The sequence below is a fragment of the Polaribacter sp. genome (assembly GCF_036480315.1).
Taxonomy (GTDB): domain Bacteria; phylum Bacteroidota; class Bacteroidia; order Flavobacteriales; family Flavobacteriaceae; genus Polaribacter.
The window spans coordinates 24,166-41,002 of the sequence record NZ_JAZGGG010000058.1; the positions used below are offsets into that span (position 1 = coordinate 24,166).

The following is a 16,837-nucleotide window of genomic DNA, read 5'->3' on the forward strand; positions in this document are numbered from 1 at the left end:
TTGAATAAAACAAAAGAAATTTGGATTGCAGGTTTTGCATTATTTTCACTCTTTTTTGGAGCAGGGAATTTAATTTTACCTCCAACATTGGGTGTAAATTCAGGAGCAGACTGGTGGATTGTTGTACTTGGTTTTGTGCTTACCGCAGTTACCATACCCATTTTGGCCATTTTTGCACACGCAAAACTACAAGGAACTTTGTATGATTTTGGTAAGAAAGTTTCGCCGGTATTTAGCACAATTTATTGTTTCTTAATTTATGTAATTGCAATTGCAATTCCATCTCCAAGAACAGCAGCAGTCACACATGAAATGACTGTGCAACCATTTTTTGAAACACCTGCAATTTTAACAAGCGTTATTTACTTTGTGCTTGTTTTTATTTTTGCAATAAATAGAACGAAAGTTATCGGTTTAATTGGTAAGTTTTTAACACCAATTATTGTTTTAATTTTATTAATAATTATAGGAATTGCATTTTTTGGTACTCCAGGAAGTGTAAATCCATCAACATTTAAAACACCTTTTGTAGACGGAATTCTAGAAGGTTACCAAACTTTTGATGCTATTGGAGGCGTTGTTGTTGGTGCAGTAATTATCATCTCATTAAACTACAGTAGCCATACCACTTTTGATGCAAAAAGAAACCTTATTAGAAAAGCAGGTTTAATTGCAGGAACTGGTTTATTATTAATTTACGGAGGTTTAATTTTAAGTGGCTCTTTATTTTCTTCAACCTTTGCAGAAAATGCTTCAAGAACTCAAATTTTATCAAGTTTAAGCACACAAACTTTAGGTAATTTAGGAACCACATTTTTAAGCGTTTTGGTAGCTTTGGCTTGTTTTACAACCGCTATTGGTATTGTAACTGGAACTGCAGATTATATAAAAGGAATTTGTAAAGATTCTAAAGAAGCTTACATTATTACGGCTGCTATTGCTTCTATAATAGGAATTATTGTAGGAAGTTATCAAGTAGATTTCATCATTACATTGGCAGAACCAGCGTTAATGTTTTTATATCCAATAACAATCGTTTTAATTTTATTAAATATTGTTCCTAATAAATATGCTTCAAAACTAGTTTTTAGAAGCGTTGTTTTGGTAACTTTTATTTTCAGTATTCCAGATTTTTTAGGTTTTATTATTCCAAGAGAAAGTTTAGCTGGTGTAAAAAATTTTATTCCTTTAGCAGAACATAGTTTGGGTTGGGTACTTCCTGCTTTATTAGTTTTTATTATTTTAAACCTTAAAAACACATCAAAATAGATTATTTTTGTAATTCATTTTTACCTAAAAACCTAATATAACGTTTGTTAAATTATTATTCATATCCGCATGAAACTTCCAAAAAATGGGTAACCTTTGTTCATGGAGCAGGAGGAAGTAGTTCTATTTGGTTCAAGCAAGTTAGAGATTTTAAAAAACAATTTAATGTTTTAATTCTCGATTTACGTGGACATGGAAATAGCAAACCAAGTTTAAAAGATACGTTTAGTGCTAAATATACTTTCGATTCTATTACTGCAGATATTGTTGAAGTTATTGACCATCTTAAGATTGAAAAATCTCACTTTATAGGCATTTCTTTGGGTACAATTTTGATACGGAATTTAGCCGAAAAAAGACCAGAAATGGTGCAGAGTATGATAATGGGTGGCGCAATTATAAAGATGAATTTCCGCTCTCAAGTACTCATGAAAGTTGGTAATATTTTTAAATCTGTGGTACCTTATATGATGTTGTACAAACTCTTTGCATTTATAATAATGCCAAAGAAAAATCATAAGAAATCGAGGTTGTTATTTGTAAACGAAGCAAAGAAGTTATATCAAAAAGAATTCTTACGTTGGTTTAAATTAACATCAGAAATTAATCCTTTATTACGTTTTTTTAGAACAAAAGATATTAAAATCCCTACTTTATACGTAATGGGTGCAGAAGATCATTTGTTTTTACCATCCATAAAAAACATTGTTAAAAAACATGTTACCTCGTCTTTATTTGTAATTGATAATTGCGGCCATGTTGTAAACGTAGAGCAACCAGAAATGTTTAACAACCAAACAATTCGTTTTATTACATCTTTATAGTTTTTGTTGTAACAGTTTTCTACTAAGATTTAATAATCATATTCTTAATAAGAATATTGTAAATAAAGGCATTATAAAAACTTATAATTTATATCTATTAGACAATCAAAATTACTGTTCAATTTTTTAAATCCAGAATTATATATATATCTTTTTTTTAGGTTAATTAAAGGTATGGAAAATTAGAAGTAAAAGAATTTAAAGAAATAAGTTTCCACTAACTTTTACGACCTACAAAGTACAAAACCAATAAATGGCAGTTCAAGAAATTATAAAATATTCATTTAAAGACACTTTTTCTGTGAATTCAGTTCAGTTTGAAAAAGCGTGTACTATAGATCATAATACCCAACAAAACGCGTATTCTATTTATTGGGTTCAAGAAGGAAGTGGAACTTATAATATAGATTTTGAGCAATATACTTTTACAGATAATGTGTTGTTTTTCTTATCTCCAGGACAAGTTTTTACAGTAGATTCCGTGCAAATAAAAACGGCTTAAAAACTTACTTTTGCACGAGGTTTCTACTGCATACAAACCCGTAATAAAGAAGCTAAAACAGTTTCTTTAGAATAAACAAAAGGTGAGTTTACGTAGAAACAAATTACATTGTCTGTTGGAACATACATTTTTGAAATTGCAAACAACAATGTTGGTCATAATGTAGGTTTTGTTTTAACGCCAAAATCGGATGTAACAGCACAAGTTGTAAATAATACAAAAGGAACTTCAAAAAAAGTAATACTTAAAAAAGGAAAATATATTTATTTCTGCCCTTTAAACCCAACACCACAATATACATTAATTGTAGAGTAATTTTTTTAATTCAAATAATGATTGGCGAACAGAAATGTTCGCCAATCATTATTTACAAAGACCATTATTCAACTCAATTTTATTTAAAGTTTCCCAAACTTTATGTGTAAAATCTTTTGGAGAAAAGGTAAATAATAAAATCGTTTTTTGAGTCTTTTTACAAAAATGATTTTCAATTTTTACATTTAAAGTAAATCGTTTGTTCGTTGCAAAACGATCGTAAGTAGCTACTTTTCCTTCATAAAAAATAGTGGATTTATTTCTTCCCTTTTTAGTAACTGTTGCAGTAGCTTTTCGTTTATCGGTTTTATCATTTATTGCAACTCTATTTAAACTATTAAAATATTTTTCTAAATCTAACTCTAATTCACTTTCAGGAATTTTTCTATTTACATTAATGCTCCAGGCATAGGTATAAGACCAAAAAAAAGTATGATCTGGTTTAATCCAACCTTTTGGTGGAAAACGGATATCTCCTACTCCAATATAATCCATATCTCTTGCAGGAAAACGAAGTACTTCTTGGCCCCAAGTGGAATCTAATTTTATTAAATTGAACTCATCATTTTGTCCGTAAGTGAAAATTGAACAAAAAAGTAATATTGAAATTAATGTGATCGTTATATTTTTCATTTTTATGAATTTTAATTGCAAAGGTTATTTTGAAGTTTTACTTTATTTAAATCTTCCCAAGATTTATGAATGAATTCTTTAGGAGAAAACCTAAAAAGAGGAATATATTTCTTGGTTTTTTCACAATAATTACTTTCTACAGTAACATATAAATTTATTGTTTTTTTAGTAGTAAAAGCATCAAAGGTTTTTACAATTCCTGTAAAATAAGTTACACCTTTTTTTGATGTACTTTCTGCAAATAATGCTTCTGTTTTAGGGATAATTATCTTTTCATCTTCATTTACAACTTTCATTAATCCATCATAATAAAGCTTCAAATTTTCTTCAAAAAATTTAGCAGAAGGTTTTGTTTTTAAATTGATATCCCAAGCAAAAGCCAATACCCAAAAACCGTCACTTTCTATATCTTCCCAACCTTTTGCAAACCGAATATCTTCAAATCCTTTGTAGTCTATTTTTGGTGCAAACCAAAAAGGGACTTTAATAATTTCTTTTCCCCAAGTACTATCTGCTTGAATTAAATTTACATTTTCATTTTTTTGCCCGAAAGTAAAAACCGAATAAATTAAGGGAATAATCAATACTATTTTTTTCATTTTTAAAAATTTAAATTAATTTTAAAAGAAATAGCATCAGAAATAATTTGATCTTTTATACTCGTTTTTCCTTGCGATTTATAAGTAATATTCCAATCTGTTCTGTCTATTTTTAAACGGGTTTCTATTTGTTTTTTTGCAGCATTTTGCTTGGCAACAAAAAAGACGGAATTTGTTATTTTGTTAATGGTTAAATCTGCAGTAATTTGCACATAACCATTACCAACATATTTTATATTTGTAAAAATAATTTTTGCAGTTGGGTTGTTTTTTACATCAAAAAAATCTTTGTGTTTTAAATGCTCTATAAGATCATTCACCCAAGTTTCTGTTTCATTAGACTTTATAGAAGTCATATCAATTATAAAACTACCTTTTGTAATTTTACTGTCTTTTACCGTAATTTCTCCTTCTATAAAATTTACAATTCCATCGTGGCTTCCAAAACCAAATAGTTTGCTTCCTTCCCAAATAATGGAGCTTTTTTTAGTGTCTAATTTTATTTTTTCTTGTGACAATGAAAGATTGATGAATAAGATTGTAAAGACTGCTAATAAGATACATTTTTTCATAATTATACTTTTTAATTTTATTTCTGTAAAACTATTTCTGAATCAGAAAAAAAGTGTCAAAAAAATGTAAAAGAAGTGTTAAACATTGTAAAAATTGATATAAAAGCGTGTTATTTGTATCAATTATGAAGGAAAACAAGAATTTTTTTATTTTACTTTTAGCAGTTATTTCATTTTGTTTTTGGAGTTTTACAAGTCCACAAGAAAAAGAAAATGACTTTACAGCACTTGCAAAAGTGAATTTAAGAGCTATTGGAAATCAATTATTATTGTCTCAAAAAGATTCACTTTCGTTAATCTTACCTATTACAGAAATAGATGATTTTAAATACAGAATTTCCTTTCAAAAACCACTTTCTTTTGAACCAAATACTTTAGTAGAAATTATAAAAAATGTTTTTGGGAAAACAGAGGTTTCTAAAAATTATAGAGTTGAGGTAATAGATAACTCAACGCAAGAAGTTGCCTATAGTTATCAAATAAATACCGATGATGAAAAAACTTTAATTCCTTGTGCAGGAAGATTTTTACCAAAAAAAATGTATTTCATTGAAATTGTTTTTTTAGATAGAATCTCTTCAAAATTTAATTATAATTACCTCTTTTATATTTTTATCCCATTAATTATTGGAATTTATTACGGTCGATTTTCTAAAAAGAAAAAGTCAACAACAATTCTAGAAAAAAAACATGAAAAGCATACTATATTGGGAAGTTTTCAATTTTTTCCAGAACAGCATAAATTAGTAAAAAAAACATCAGAAATTTCACTCTCTAAAAAGGAATGTGAATTATTAGAAATTTTTGTTGCAAACCTAAATCAAATTATAAAAAGAGAAGAATTAACCAAAAAAGTTTGGGAAGATAATGGTGTTTTTGTTGGCAGAAGTTTAGATACTTATATTTCTAAATTGCGTAAAAAATTAAAAGAAGACGAATCAATTCAATTGATAAATATTCATGGAGTTGGCTATAAGTTAGAAATAAAATAAAAAAAGACGAACATTGCAGTTCGCCTTTTTAAGTAAAAAATTACTTTTTTCGTTTGTAATTATAAATTACCTCATCTATTGTAAACCAACAGAAGTAGAAAATTCCTATAGAGAAAATAATATCTCCAATCATTCTCATCCACTTTAAAGTTTGTATGGTTGGTGAGTATAAAAGATCTGATTCTCTCGCAAACGAATATCCTTCTGTTATAGAAGTGTACGCTTGTATAATTCCTATTGGCAATAAACTTAATACAACCATTGCTACCAAACCAATGTTTAAAAACCAAAATGCTCTTTTTAATTTTGTACTGCTCCAAATTCTATCAGAATAAAAACGCAAACAGATAATAATAAAGCCCATTCCTAACATTCCATATACTCCAAATAAAGCTGTGTGTGCATGAACTGCAGTTGTATTTAAACCTTGGATATAGTACAATGCAATTGGTGGATTAATTAAGAAACCAAAAACTCCAGCTCCTAAAAAGTTCCAAAAAGAAACAGATATAAAAAAGAATATTGGCCATTTATAATTCTGAATCCATTTTTTACTTTTTAAAAGATTCCAGTTTTCTCTAATTTCAAATCCCATTAAAGTTAATGGCACTACTTCTAATGCACTAAACGTTGCGCCTAAAGCAATTGCTTGTATTGGTGTACCAGAATAATATAAATGATGTAAAGTACCGATGATTCCACCTGCTAAAAAAATTGAAGCAGAAGCGATAGAAACTCTACCTGCAGTTTTAGCAGATATTATTTCCATTCTAGAGAAGATAAATGCGATTACCACAGTTGCAAAAACTTCGAAAAATCCTTCTACCCATAGATGTACTAGCCACCATCTCCAATAGTTAATTACTGGTAAACTACTGTTTTCTCCATACATTAAACCAGAGAAGAAAAACATACCAATTGCCATCACAGATATTAATAGAATAATTAATAAGTGTTTAGATTCGTCATTTTTTCGAATAGCATATAAAATATGTCTACTTACCATAACAACCCATAAAACAAGACCGATTCCTAAAAATATTTGCCAGAATCTTCCTAAATCCATGTACTCATATCCTTGATGACCAAAGAAAAAGTTGGTTGTTAAATCTAAAAATTGATGAACTCCTAACCATTCTCCTAACATAGAGCCAAACACAATAACGATTAATGCTACAAATAGAAAGTTGATTCCAAAAAGTTGATATTTCATTTCTTTTTTCGAAATCATTGGCGCTAAAAATAATCCAGTTGCCAACCATGTTGCTGCAATCCAGAAAACTGCCAATTGTGTATGCCAAGTTCTACTTACAGAATATGGCAAGTACTTTGCTAAATCGAAACCAAAAAAACTTTGCCCTTCTACGGTATAATGAACCGTTATAATTCCTAAAATAACTTGTAAACCAATTAATAAAGAAATTACAAAAAAGTATTTTAAAACTGCTTTTTGAGACTTTGCTAATTTCATATTAGCTAAAGGATCTGAATCTGGTTTTATTAGAGATTCTCCTTTTTCATGATTTCTTAAATAATAAAATGTCAATATTCCAATAAAAATAAGCAACAAAACAATCGATAACCCAGACCAAATTATTGAGCCATCTGTAATATTATTATCAATTAAAGGTTCGTGTGGCCAATTAGATGTATAAGTATATTCCTTTTCTGGTCTATTAGTACTTGCAGCCCAAGAAGTCCAAAAGAAGAAAGCATTTAACTGCTTAAGTTTTGTTTCGTCTGTTAAAGCACCTTCCGGAATTGCATATCTTTCATTTCCTTTTGAGAAAACAGCACTAAAATGTTGAATATTATTATTTATTGCAGCAACTCTTTCTTTAGAAATTATAATTGTTTTTGTAGCAGAATTATAAGTATTCGTTTTAATATCTTTTATTAAACGAGCCTTTAATGCTGCTTTTTTTTCTACATCTAAAGATTTATATTCTTTATTATAATCTCTTTTGGCCCAAAGATCTAGCATAAAAACTGCTTCTCTATGAATCCAATCTGCAGACCAATCTGGTGCTACATAACTTCCATGACCCCAAATTGAGCCAACTTCCATACCTCCAATAGATTCCCAAACATTTTGTCCTATTTGTATGTCTTCAATTGTATAAAATACTTCATTTGTATCTTTAACTAAAACTTTTTCAGGAATTGGTGGTTGTTTTTGGTAGACTTCTGTTCCTACCCAAATTAGTACTGCAAAAGATAGTACAATTACGCTTATAAAGGCGATCCAAACTTTTTTCATTTTGATTTATTTTTATCTATTATTTTAATTCTGATACAACATTGTTTACTCTGTTTATTGTGTCTAACTTTGAGAGAGTTAATCGAACAATTGCATCTTTTTTACACAATAGATTGTGTGGTACATTTGCATCTAATGCAATTAAATCTCCTTTTTTAAGATGTAATTCTTTAGTATTAACACCAAAAATAATTTCTCCTTCAAAAATTTCTACAACAATTGGTTTTGGTGCAGAATGTTCTTTCATTTCTTGATCTTTCTTAAAGACTATTCTTATTTCCTTAGTAACATCTGTTTCCATAAGTAGCGTTATTGCTGGTTTATCTTCTTTGTAATTTATATTTTCTGTTATTGAAGCTGTAATCATATTATTTATTTTAAGTTATTTTTATCAAGAATAAAAGGTCTTTATATCCTTTATTTAATTATTATTTTAATTCTTTAGAAAATAATTTACCAGATTTTCATCTAATGAAAGTTCTAACAATGTAGTAGTTTCTAACATTACTTTTAAATTATTTCTAATTTCAATAAATTTAAAATGAAGTGGACAAGGTTTTTTATCATTGCATTGATTTAAGCCTAAACCACAAGCTGTGTAAATATTATCTCCGTCTAAAACTTCTACAATATTACTTAAAGCAATTGTTTTTAAGTTTTGTTCTGCAATAAAAAACCCTCCGTTTGGTCCTTTAATAGATTGTACAATTTTATGTTTTGTGAGTTGTTGTAAAACCTTTGCTGTAAAAGCTTGTGGTGATCCGATAGCTTCAGAAATAGTAGAAATACCTACTTTTTTGTCTATTTTAGATTCTTGAGCAATAAAAATTACCGCTCTTAAACCGTATTCACAAGTTTTAGAAAACATACCTTAAATTTTACGATGCAAAGTTACATAAAAAACAATAAAGGATAAAACTATCCTCTATAATTTATTCTGTAATTATAATGATTGGGAGTGTTTAATATTTAGCAAAAAAAAAGCGAGTTATAAAGCTCGCTCTTAAAAACTTATTTCGAGGTTTAACCTTGCATTATATCTTCAATTTCATCTGCTTCAATTGGTATATTTCCCATTAAATTAAAAGGCTCTCCTTTTTCTTGAATAACAACATCATCTTCTAAACGAATACCAAAACCTTCTTTAGGAATGTAAATACCTGGTTCTACTGTAAATACATTATTAGCTTGCATTGGTTCATGTAAAAGGCCATAATCATGTGTATCTAGACCAATATGATGACTTGTTCCGTGCATAAAATATTTTTTGTAAGCAGGCCAATTTTTATTTTCATTTTGTACATCCGCTTTATCTAGTAGACCTAACTTTAATAACTCTGAAGTCATAATATCACCAACTTCTACATGGTATTCTTTCCATAAAGTTCCTGGAACTAATAACATTGTAGCTTCTTTTTTAACGTGATTCACTGCATTGTAAACCGATTTTTGTCTTTCGGAGAACTTCCCAGAAACAGGAACTGTTCTAGACAAATCACTTTTATAATTTGCATATTCAGCAGCAATATCAAATAAAATTAAATCGCCAGCTTTACATTCTTGATTATTTTCTATATAGTGTAAAACGTTTGCGTTATTTCCTGAAGCTATAATTGGTGTGTAAGCAAATCCTTTAGACCTATTTCTAACAAATTCATGCAATAATTCTGCTTCGATTTCGTACTCCCAAACACTCGGTTTTATAAAGTTTAAAATTCTACGGAAACCTTTTTCAGTAATATTACAAGCGTGTTGCATTAAATCTAACTCGATCTGATCTTTTACAGAACGCAATCTTTGTAAAATAGGATTACTTTTTGCAACAGAATGAGCAGGATATTTTTCCAATAACCATTTTGTAAAACGATCTTCACGTGTTTCAGTTTCTACACTTGCTCTATAATGCTCGTTTGTATTAATGTAAAAAGTATCTGCATAAGAAGACATTTCGAACAAGATTTTTTCTAAATCTTGTAACCAAAAAACAGTTTTAATTCCGCTTGTTTTAAAAGCTGCTTCTTTCGTTAATTTTTCACCTTCCCAAACAGCAATATGATCGTTTGTTTCAGTTAGAAATAACACTTCTCTTAAATTTTCGTTTGGACAATCTGGAAACAACATTAAAACACTTTCTTCTTGATCTACGCCAGATAAATAAAGAATATCTCTATGTTGTTCAAAGGGCATTGTACTATCCGCAGAAATAGGATAAATATCGTTAGAATTAAAAATAGCAATACTATTTTGTTTCATCACTGAAGCAAAATTCTTACGGTTTTTTATAAATAAACTATTGTTAATTTGATGGTATTTCATGATAAACTACATTTAAAAATAAATTATAATCAAAAATATGGAAAGATATTTTTAATTAACTAGCCATTTGGCGTTATTTTATGCTTTTACGAATTCTACTCATATGTCTAGAAGAAATTCCTAAAAAAGAAGCTAAATAATGTAGTGGTACTTCTTGTAATAATATAGGTTCGTTATTTAATAGTTTTTTATAACGATTTTCTGGAGTTAAGGTTAGTAAATCAATTCTATAATCATCGATTAGAAAAATTTGATTCTCTATTAAATTGTAATAAAATTCTTTAAAAGCTGGGTTTTCTTTCAGTAATTTTTTAAAAGAAACAGCATCAATAACTAATAAGTTACAATCACTTAATGCTTTAATACTTTTTCTAGAAGGAGTATTTTGTAAAAAACTTTTTAAGGAAGATGTACAAGTATTCTTTAGACCTAAATATGTAGTTTTCTCTTCGCCTAGAATAATTATTGAATGTTGTAGGATACCACTTTCAATGAAACAAAAAGTAGTACAAATTTTTTCAGATTCTACTAAATAACTGTTTCTTGTTAGTTTTAATTCAGAAAACGATGTTAGGATTTCTGGAAGAAAATCATCAAGAGAACTATTATTAATAATATTTTTTAAATAGTTAGAAAAAATTAAACTCATTTATTTTTTTCTATAAAAATACACTTTAATAACGTTTCTTTTTAGGAGCACCTGTTCTACCTCGTCCAGAAGTAGCTCCTGCAGATTTATTTCCTTTAAAATGAGGTTTGTTTTTTGGCTTATTGCCGCCAGAAGAACCGCCTTTATTTTTCTTACCAAAAGAACCTTTACTTTGTGAAGCTGCTCTTTTTGGACCAGCAGTATCTGTAGGCTCAAAACCTTCTACTATAGTAGATTTTATTTTTTCTTTTAATATTTTCTCTATTTCACTCTGGTACTCACTTTCCTCACTACAAACTAAAGAAATTGCTTCTCCAGCTGCGCCGGCTCTACCTGTTCTACCAATTCTATGTACATAATCTTCGGGTACATTTGGCAATTCAAAATTAATAACATGTGGTAATAAAGGAATGTCTAAACCACGTGCAGCAATATCTGTAGCAACTAAAATTTTAATAGAGCCATCTTTAAAGTTTTTTAACGCTTTTGTTCTAGCTCCTTGACTTTTATTACCATGAATTGCAGCAGCAGAAATACCTGCCTTTATCAATTTTTCGGTCAATTTATTAGCACCATGTTTTGTTCTTGTAAAAACTAAAACTTGTTTCCAATTTCCATCTTTTATCAACTTAATAGTAAACTCGGTTTTTTTGCTTTTGTCAATCTTATAAACTATATGTGTTACCTTTTTTGCTGTTGAATTTTGCGGAGCAGTTTCCACAGAAACAGGATTTCTTAAAATACCAGATGCTAGTTTTTTAATGTCGTTAGAAAAAGTTGCAGAAAACATCAAATTCTGACGTTTTGCTGGCATAAAACTTATGATTTTGTTAATATCTCTAACAAAACCCATGTCTAACATTCTATCTGCTTCATCTAGAATTAAAACTTCAACACGTTTAAAAGAAACAGCTTTTCTGTCGTGTAAATCTAATAATCTACCTGGTGTTGCTACTAAAATATCTACACCACTTCTTAAAGTTGCAATTTGTGGTTTTGCGTTTACACCACCAAAAACTACACAAGATTTAATGTCTACATATTTACTGTATTCTCTAACATTGTCATGCACTTGTGCTGCCAATTCTCTTGTTGGTGTTAAAACCAAAGCTCTTAAAGGTCTATATTTTGGGTGTTTTGTTTCAGCTAAGTGTTGTAAAACAGGCAAAGTAAAACCAGCTGTTTTTCCTGTTCCTGTTTGTGCAGAAGCTAAAATGTCTTTTCCTTCTAATATATGTGGAATTGCTTTTTCTTGTATGGGTGATGGTCTGGTATATCCTTTTTCTTCAACAGCCTTTACTAATGCAGCAGATAAACCTAAATCTTTAAATGTCATAAAAAATAATTATGAAAGCAACTTTATGTAGTTGTTTCTGTGGCAAATATACGTTGATTTCTATTGGTGTTACTAGGTTTTAATAAGAATAAAAAAACCACCTTTAAAGGTGGTTTTTAATGCTTGGAGAATTCTTAATTATTTTTTCATCATTCCTTTAACAACACCTATAATTGCCATTAAAACTCCACCACCAACACCACCTTCAGCAACGTTACCAAGTATATTCATTAAATTCATTTCTGCACCACCTAAATCCATTCCTAACATTCCTAAAAGTTGGCTACCAAGCCCACCACCAAGAATACCAACAACAGAGTTCCATAAAGGTCCCATAGAATATTTACTCAATAACTTTCCAGCAACGTTTCCACCTAATGCACCACTTAATAAACTGATAATTAATTACATTTTTTGATTTTTAATTAGTTAATAGACTGTAATTTAATTATTTATTATGAGTTTTGTTTTATTTTGTTAATAACTTTCGTTTTAAAAGATTCGTAGTTTTTATGTTAAAGTTTTTGAAATTGCTAATACAAACAGTAATTTCAAGGTTTCTAAACCAAACCAAATAATGAAAAGGTTATCAACAATTTTAAGTGTAATATTTTGCTTTTTAACAGCAATTTCTTTTGCACAACAGACAGTAACAACATCAAATACAATTCAAAAATCTCTAACTGAGAAAGAAAATCTTGCAAAAAATTCAATTGTAAAAAACATTGAATTCACCAATATTGGTCCAACAGTAATGAGTGGTCGTGTTGCAGATGTTGCAGTAAATCCAAATAATACAACAGAATTTTATGTAGGTTATGCTTCTGGTGGTCTTTGGTACACAAATAATAACGGAACAACTTTTACGCCTATTTTAGACAATTCTCCAACTCAAAATATTGGTGATATTGCTGTAGATTGGAAATCAGGAACTATTTGGGTTGGAACTGGTGAAAAAAACTCTTCGCGTTCTTCTTATGCAGGAATTGGAATCTTAAAATCTACAAATAAAGGAGAAACTTGGGAGTATGTTGGCTTGTTCGATTCTCATCATGTGAGTAGAATTTTAATAAACCCAAATAATACAGATGAAGTAATTGTAGGTGTTATTGGTCATTTATATTCAAAAAATTATGAACGTGGTATTTTTAAAACGATTAATGGAGGAAAGTCTTGGAGAAAAACTTTATTTATTAATGATGCTACAGGAATTATTGATGTTGCTGTTGCTCCTGAAAATTTTAATGTAATGTACGCTGCTTCTTGGGAAAGAAATAGAAAAGCTTGGAATTTTGATGGTGATGGAAACAAATCTGCAATTTATAAAAGTATAGACGCAGGTAGTTCTTGGAAAAAAATTGCTGACAAAAGTGGTTTCCCAACAGGAGATGGAGTTGGTAGAATTGGTTTAGCAGTTTTTAATGAAAATACCGTGTATGCTTTACATGATAGTCAATTTAGAAGACCTAAAGGAAAAAACAAAAAACCTTCTGACGAATTAGTTAAAGAAGATTTTAAATCGATGTCTTCTTCTGATTTTTTGAGTTTATCAGATAAAAAACTAAATACTTATTTAAAAAATAATGGATTTCAAGAAAAATACAGAGCAGAAAATGTAAAACAAATGGTACGTGTTGGTTCTGTAAAACCAATTGATTTAGCAAGTTATTTAGAAGATGCAAACTCAATGTTATTTGATACACAAGTTATAGGTGCTGAAGTTTTTAAAACGACAAATGGTGGTGAGTCTTGGAATAAAACACATGATAGTTTTTTAGATGGTGTTTATAGTTCTTACGGATATTATTTTGGAGAAATTAGAGTTGATTTACAAGATGAAAACGGAATTTATGTTATGGGAGTTCCTATTATTAAATCGAAAGATGGAGGAAAAAACTTTACATCTATAAGTAAAGAAAATGTACATTCAGATCATCAAGCATTGTGGGTAAACCCAAAGAAGTCGGGTCATATTTTAAATGGAAATGATGGTGGTTTAAACCTTTCTTATGACGATGGTGAAAATTGGATTAAGCTAAATGACCCTGCAGTTGGGCAATTTTATGCTGTCTATGCAGACAATCAGAAAAATTACAAAGTGTATGGTGGTTTGCAAGATAATGGCGTTTGGGTTGCAGATAATAATGCCAGAGTTGATAAATATTGGAAACAATCTGGTCAAAACCCGTATGAATCTATTATGGGTGGAGATGGAATGCAAATTCAGGTAGATGACAGAAACCAGAACATTGTATATACTGGTTATCAATTTGGGAATTACTTTAGAATTAATAGAGAAACCGGTAAAAATGAATACATTCAACCAAAACATACTTTAGGCGAAAATCCTTATCGTTTTAATTGGCAAACACCAATTCATTTATCAAAACACAACCAAGATATTTTATATTTAGGAGGAAATAAATTGCACCGTTCTTTAAATAAAGGTGATGATTGGGAAACGATTTCTGATGATTTAACAACTGGTGGAAAAAAAGGAAATGTTGCTTATGGAACATTAACTTCAATTTCTGAAAGCCCGTTTCAATTCGGATTGATTTATGTGGGTTCAGATGATGGATACATCAATGTAACGAAAAATGGTGGAGGAAGTTGGACACGTATTTCTAACAATCTTCCACAGAATTTATGGGTTTCTAGAGTAATTGCATCAAAATTTAAAAAAGAAAGAGTTTATGCAACTTTAAACGGATATCGTTTTGATAATTTTACACCTTATGTTTATGTCTCAGATGATTATGGCCAAACTTGGAAAAATATCAGTAATAACATTCCAACGTCTTCAGTAAATGTAATAAAAGAAGATTATGACAATGAAAACCTATTATATGTTGGTACAGATAATGGTTTGTATGTTTCTTTTAATCAGGGAGTTTCTTGGGAAGCATTTAGTAATAATTTGCCAAACGTAGCTGTGCATGATTTGGTAATTCAATCAAAAGCAAAAGATTTAATTGTTGGAACACACGGAAGAAGTTTGTATAAAACAAACATTGCGCCACTTCAAAACATGAATGCAGAAGTTTTAGCAAAACCAACACATATTTTTGCGATAAATAACATTCGAAAAAGTAAAAACTGGGGACGCTCTTGGAATCAATGGAGAAAAGCAAATACACCAGAAGTTAAAATTCCTTTTTATGTGAATTCAGAAAAAAAAGTATCTGTAGATATTTATAATGAAGATGTAAAAGTGAACTCTATTCCTGTTGATGCAAATAAAGGTTTTAATGAATTAAAATTTGATGTTTCTTTCTCTAAAAAAGGAAAAAAATGGTATGAAAAAGTAAATAAAAAAGCTGATTTAAAAGAAGCTAAAAACGGAATTTACTATTTACCAAAAGGAAAATATACTGTAAAAATTGGTGATTCTAAAAGTGAGTTTAAAGTTAAATAACCTCAACAAAGTTATTTCATAAAAAAATCCGAAGTAAAAATTTTACTTCGGATTTTTCTTTATTCTTAATTTTCTACTCACTTTTTAAGAAATTCCATCCTTGAGCTTTCAATTCAATTTCTTGACTAGCTCTTGTAACTAGATTTAAACCTTGGTTTTCTGCCGTTATATGACCAATAATAGAAAAATTAGGATTTGTTTTTATGTTATCAAAATCTGCAATTGGTACCGTAAATAATAATTCGTAATCTTCACCACCACTTAAAGCAATCATCGTAGAATCTAGCTCAAATTCTTCACAAGTAGAAATTACTTGAGGATCTAATGGTAATTTGTCTTCGTAAATTTTACAACCTACTTTAGATTGTGAGCAAATGTGCATAACTTCTGAAGAAAGTCCATCAGAAATATCAATCATAGAAGTTGGCTTAATATTCAACTCTTTTAAGATACCAGCAATATCTTTACGTGCTTCCGGTTTTAATTGACGTTGTATTAAATAAGTGTAATTGTCTAAATCTGGTTGGTTGTTTGGATCTACCTTAAAAACTTGTTTCTCTCTTTCTAAAACCTGTAGACCCAAATATGCAGCACCTAAATCTCCAGTAACCACAATTAAATCGGTTTCCTTTGCGCCACTTCTATATACAACATCTTCTTTTTCTGCTTTACCAATTGCGGTTACAGAAATCAAAATACCTTTGGTAGACGACGTTGTATCTCCACCAATTAAATCGACATTATACGTTTGGCAAGCTAACTGAATTCCTGCATACAATTCTTCAATTGCTTCTAAAGTAAAACGGTTAGAAACTGCAATAGAAACCGTAATTTGTTCTGCAACACCATTCATAGCATACACATCAGAAAGATTTACCATTACAGCTTTGTATCCTAAATGTTTTAGCGGCATATAACTCAAATCGAAATGTACGCCTTCTATTAACAAATCTGTTGTAACTAACGTCTGCTTTTTAGATGCATCTAAAACCGCAGCATCATCTCCAATAGATTTAACTGTTGATGAATTTTCTACTTTAAAATATTTTGTAATATGGTTTATTAAACCAAACTCACCAAGTTCAGCCAACGATGTTTTTTGTGTATTTTTATCTTCTAACATTTTGCAAAGATAGTTACATTCTAAAATAT

16 protein-coding genes and 1 pseudogene are annotated in these 16,837 nt (G+C 29.3%); 6 read left to right on the plus strand and 11 right to left on the minus strand.

What is annotated here, in order from left to right:
* From brnQ to V3V28_RS12165, 4 genes and pseudogenes are all read left to right on the plus strand, one after another.
* Positions 1-1,269 carry a branched-chain amino acid transport system II carrier protein gene (gene brnQ / locus V3V28_RS12150; RefSeq protein ID WP_331365281.1) on the plus strand — a complete coding sequence of 423 codons (1,269 nt, stop codon included), beginning with the start codon at positions 1-3 and terminating at the stop codon, positions 1,267-1,269.
* 44 nt (positions 1,270-1,313) lie between these two features.
* On the plus strand, positions 1,314-2,093 hold the full coding sequence (locus V3V28_RS12155) for an alpha/beta fold hydrolase (RefSeq protein WP_331365282.1): 780 nt from the start codon (positions 1,314-1,316) through the stop codon (positions 2,091-2,093).
* A 253-nt stretch (positions 2,094-2,346) separates the two neighbouring features.
* On the plus strand, positions 2,347-2,595 hold the full coding sequence (locus V3V28_RS12160) for a hypothetical protein (protein ID WP_331365283.1): 249 nt from the start codon (positions 2,347-2,349) through the stop codon (positions 2,593-2,595).
* Positions 2,596-2,625: 30 nt separating this feature from the next.
* A pseudogene (locus V3V28_RS12165) lies at positions 2,626-2,910 on the plus strand (hypothetical protein).
* Between the two features lie 48 nt (positions 2,911-2,958).
* On the opposite strand, the gene V3V28_RS12170 reads toward V3V28_RS12165, so the two are convergent.
* From V3V28_RS12170 to V3V28_RS12180, 3 genes are read right to left on the minus strand one after another with little or no spacing between them, the layout of a single operon-like run.
* Positions 2,959-3,543, minus strand: coding sequence for a hypothetical protein (locus tag V3V28_RS12170; protein WP_331365285.1), 585 nt, complete (start codon positions 3,541-3,543; stop codon positions 2,959-2,961).
* A gap of 11 nt (positions 3,544-3,554) precedes the next feature.
* Positions 3,555-4,142, minus strand: coding sequence for a hypothetical protein (locus V3V28_RS12175; protein WP_331365286.1), 588 nt, complete (start codon positions 4,140-4,142; stop codon positions 3,555-3,557).
* Between the two features lie 2 nt (positions 4,143-4,144).
* The gene (locus V3V28_RS12180; protein ID WP_331365287.1) at positions 4,145-4,714 is read right to left on the minus strand and encodes a YceI family protein; all 570 of its coding nucleotides are present in this window, start codon (positions 4,712-4,714) and stop codon (positions 4,145-4,147) included.
* A 125-nt stretch (positions 4,715-4,839) separates the two neighbouring features.
* On the opposite strand from V3V28_RS12180, the gene V3V28_RS12185 reads away from it, so the two are divergent.
* The gene (locus V3V28_RS12185) at positions 4,840-5,706 is read left to right on the plus strand and encodes a winged helix-turn-helix domain-containing protein (protein WP_331365288.1); all 867 of its coding nucleotides are present in this window, start codon (positions 4,840-4,842) and stop codon (positions 5,704-5,706) included.
* Positions 5,707-5,746: 40 nt separating this feature from the next.
* Here the strand turns inward: V3V28_RS12185 and V3V28_RS12190 are convergent, their stop codons facing one another.
* The 7 genes from V3V28_RS12190 to V3V28_RS12220 all read right to left on the minus strand — a co-directional run bounded on the left by V3V28_RS12190 (position 5,747) and on the right by V3V28_RS12220 (position 12,618).
* Positions 5,747-7,966 carry a nitric-oxide reductase large subunit gene (locus tag V3V28_RS12190; RefSeq protein WP_331365289.1) on the minus strand — a complete coding sequence of 740 codons (2,220 nt, stop codon included), beginning with the start codon at positions 7,964-7,966 and terminating at the stop codon, positions 5,747-5,749.
* 19 nt (positions 7,967-7,985) lie between these two features.
* Positions 7,986-8,333, minus strand: a complete 348-nt coding sequence (locus tag V3V28_RS12195) for a cupin domain-containing protein (protein WP_331365290.1) — start codon at positions 8,331-8,333, stop codon at positions 7,986-7,988.
* Positions 8,334-8,399: 66 nt separating this feature from the next.
* The gene (locus V3V28_RS12200) at positions 8,400-8,834 is read right to left on the minus strand and encodes an RrF2 family transcriptional regulator (RefSeq protein WP_331365291.1); all 435 of its coding nucleotides are present in this window, start codon (positions 8,832-8,834) and stop codon (positions 8,400-8,402) included.
* Between the two features lie 155 nt (positions 8,835-8,989).
* On the minus strand, positions 8,990-10,282 hold the full coding sequence (locus V3V28_RS12205) for an aminopeptidase P family protein (protein ID WP_331365292.1): 1,293 nt from the start codon (positions 10,280-10,282) through the stop codon (positions 8,990-8,992).
* Between the two features lie 73 nt (positions 10,283-10,355).
* Positions 10,356-10,931, minus strand: coding sequence for a Crp/Fnr family transcriptional regulator (locus V3V28_RS12210; protein ID WP_331365293.1), 576 nt, complete (start codon positions 10,929-10,931; stop codon positions 10,356-10,358).
* A 25-nt stretch (positions 10,932-10,956) separates the two neighbouring features.
* Entirely contained in the window at positions 10,957-12,267 is a 1,311-nt protein-coding gene (locus V3V28_RS12215) for a DEAD/DEAH box helicase (protein WP_331365294.1), read from the minus strand.
* Between the two features lie 138 nt (positions 12,268-12,405).
* Positions 12,406-12,618, minus strand: a complete 213-nt coding sequence (locus V3V28_RS12220; protein WP_331365295.1) for a hypothetical protein — start codon at positions 12,616-12,618, stop codon at positions 12,406-12,408.
* Between the two features lie 226 nt (positions 12,619-12,844).
* Between V3V28_RS12220 and V3V28_RS12225 the strand changes: the two genes are divergently transcribed.
* On the plus strand, positions 12,845-15,685 hold the full coding sequence (locus tag V3V28_RS12225) for a WD40/YVTN/BNR-like repeat-containing protein (protein ID WP_331365296.1): 2,841 nt from the start codon (positions 12,845-12,847) through the stop codon (positions 15,683-15,685).
* Positions 15,686-15,758: 73 nt separating this feature from the next.
* Here V3V28_RS12225 and thiL read toward each other — a convergent pair whose 3' ends face one another.
* Complete coding sequence (gene thiL / locus V3V28_RS12230; protein ID WP_331365297.1) at positions 15,759-16,808, minus strand: thiamine-phosphate kinase; 1,050 nt, start codon at positions 16,806-16,808, stop codon at positions 15,759-15,761.
* Positions 16,809-16,837: the final 29 nt, after the last annotated feature.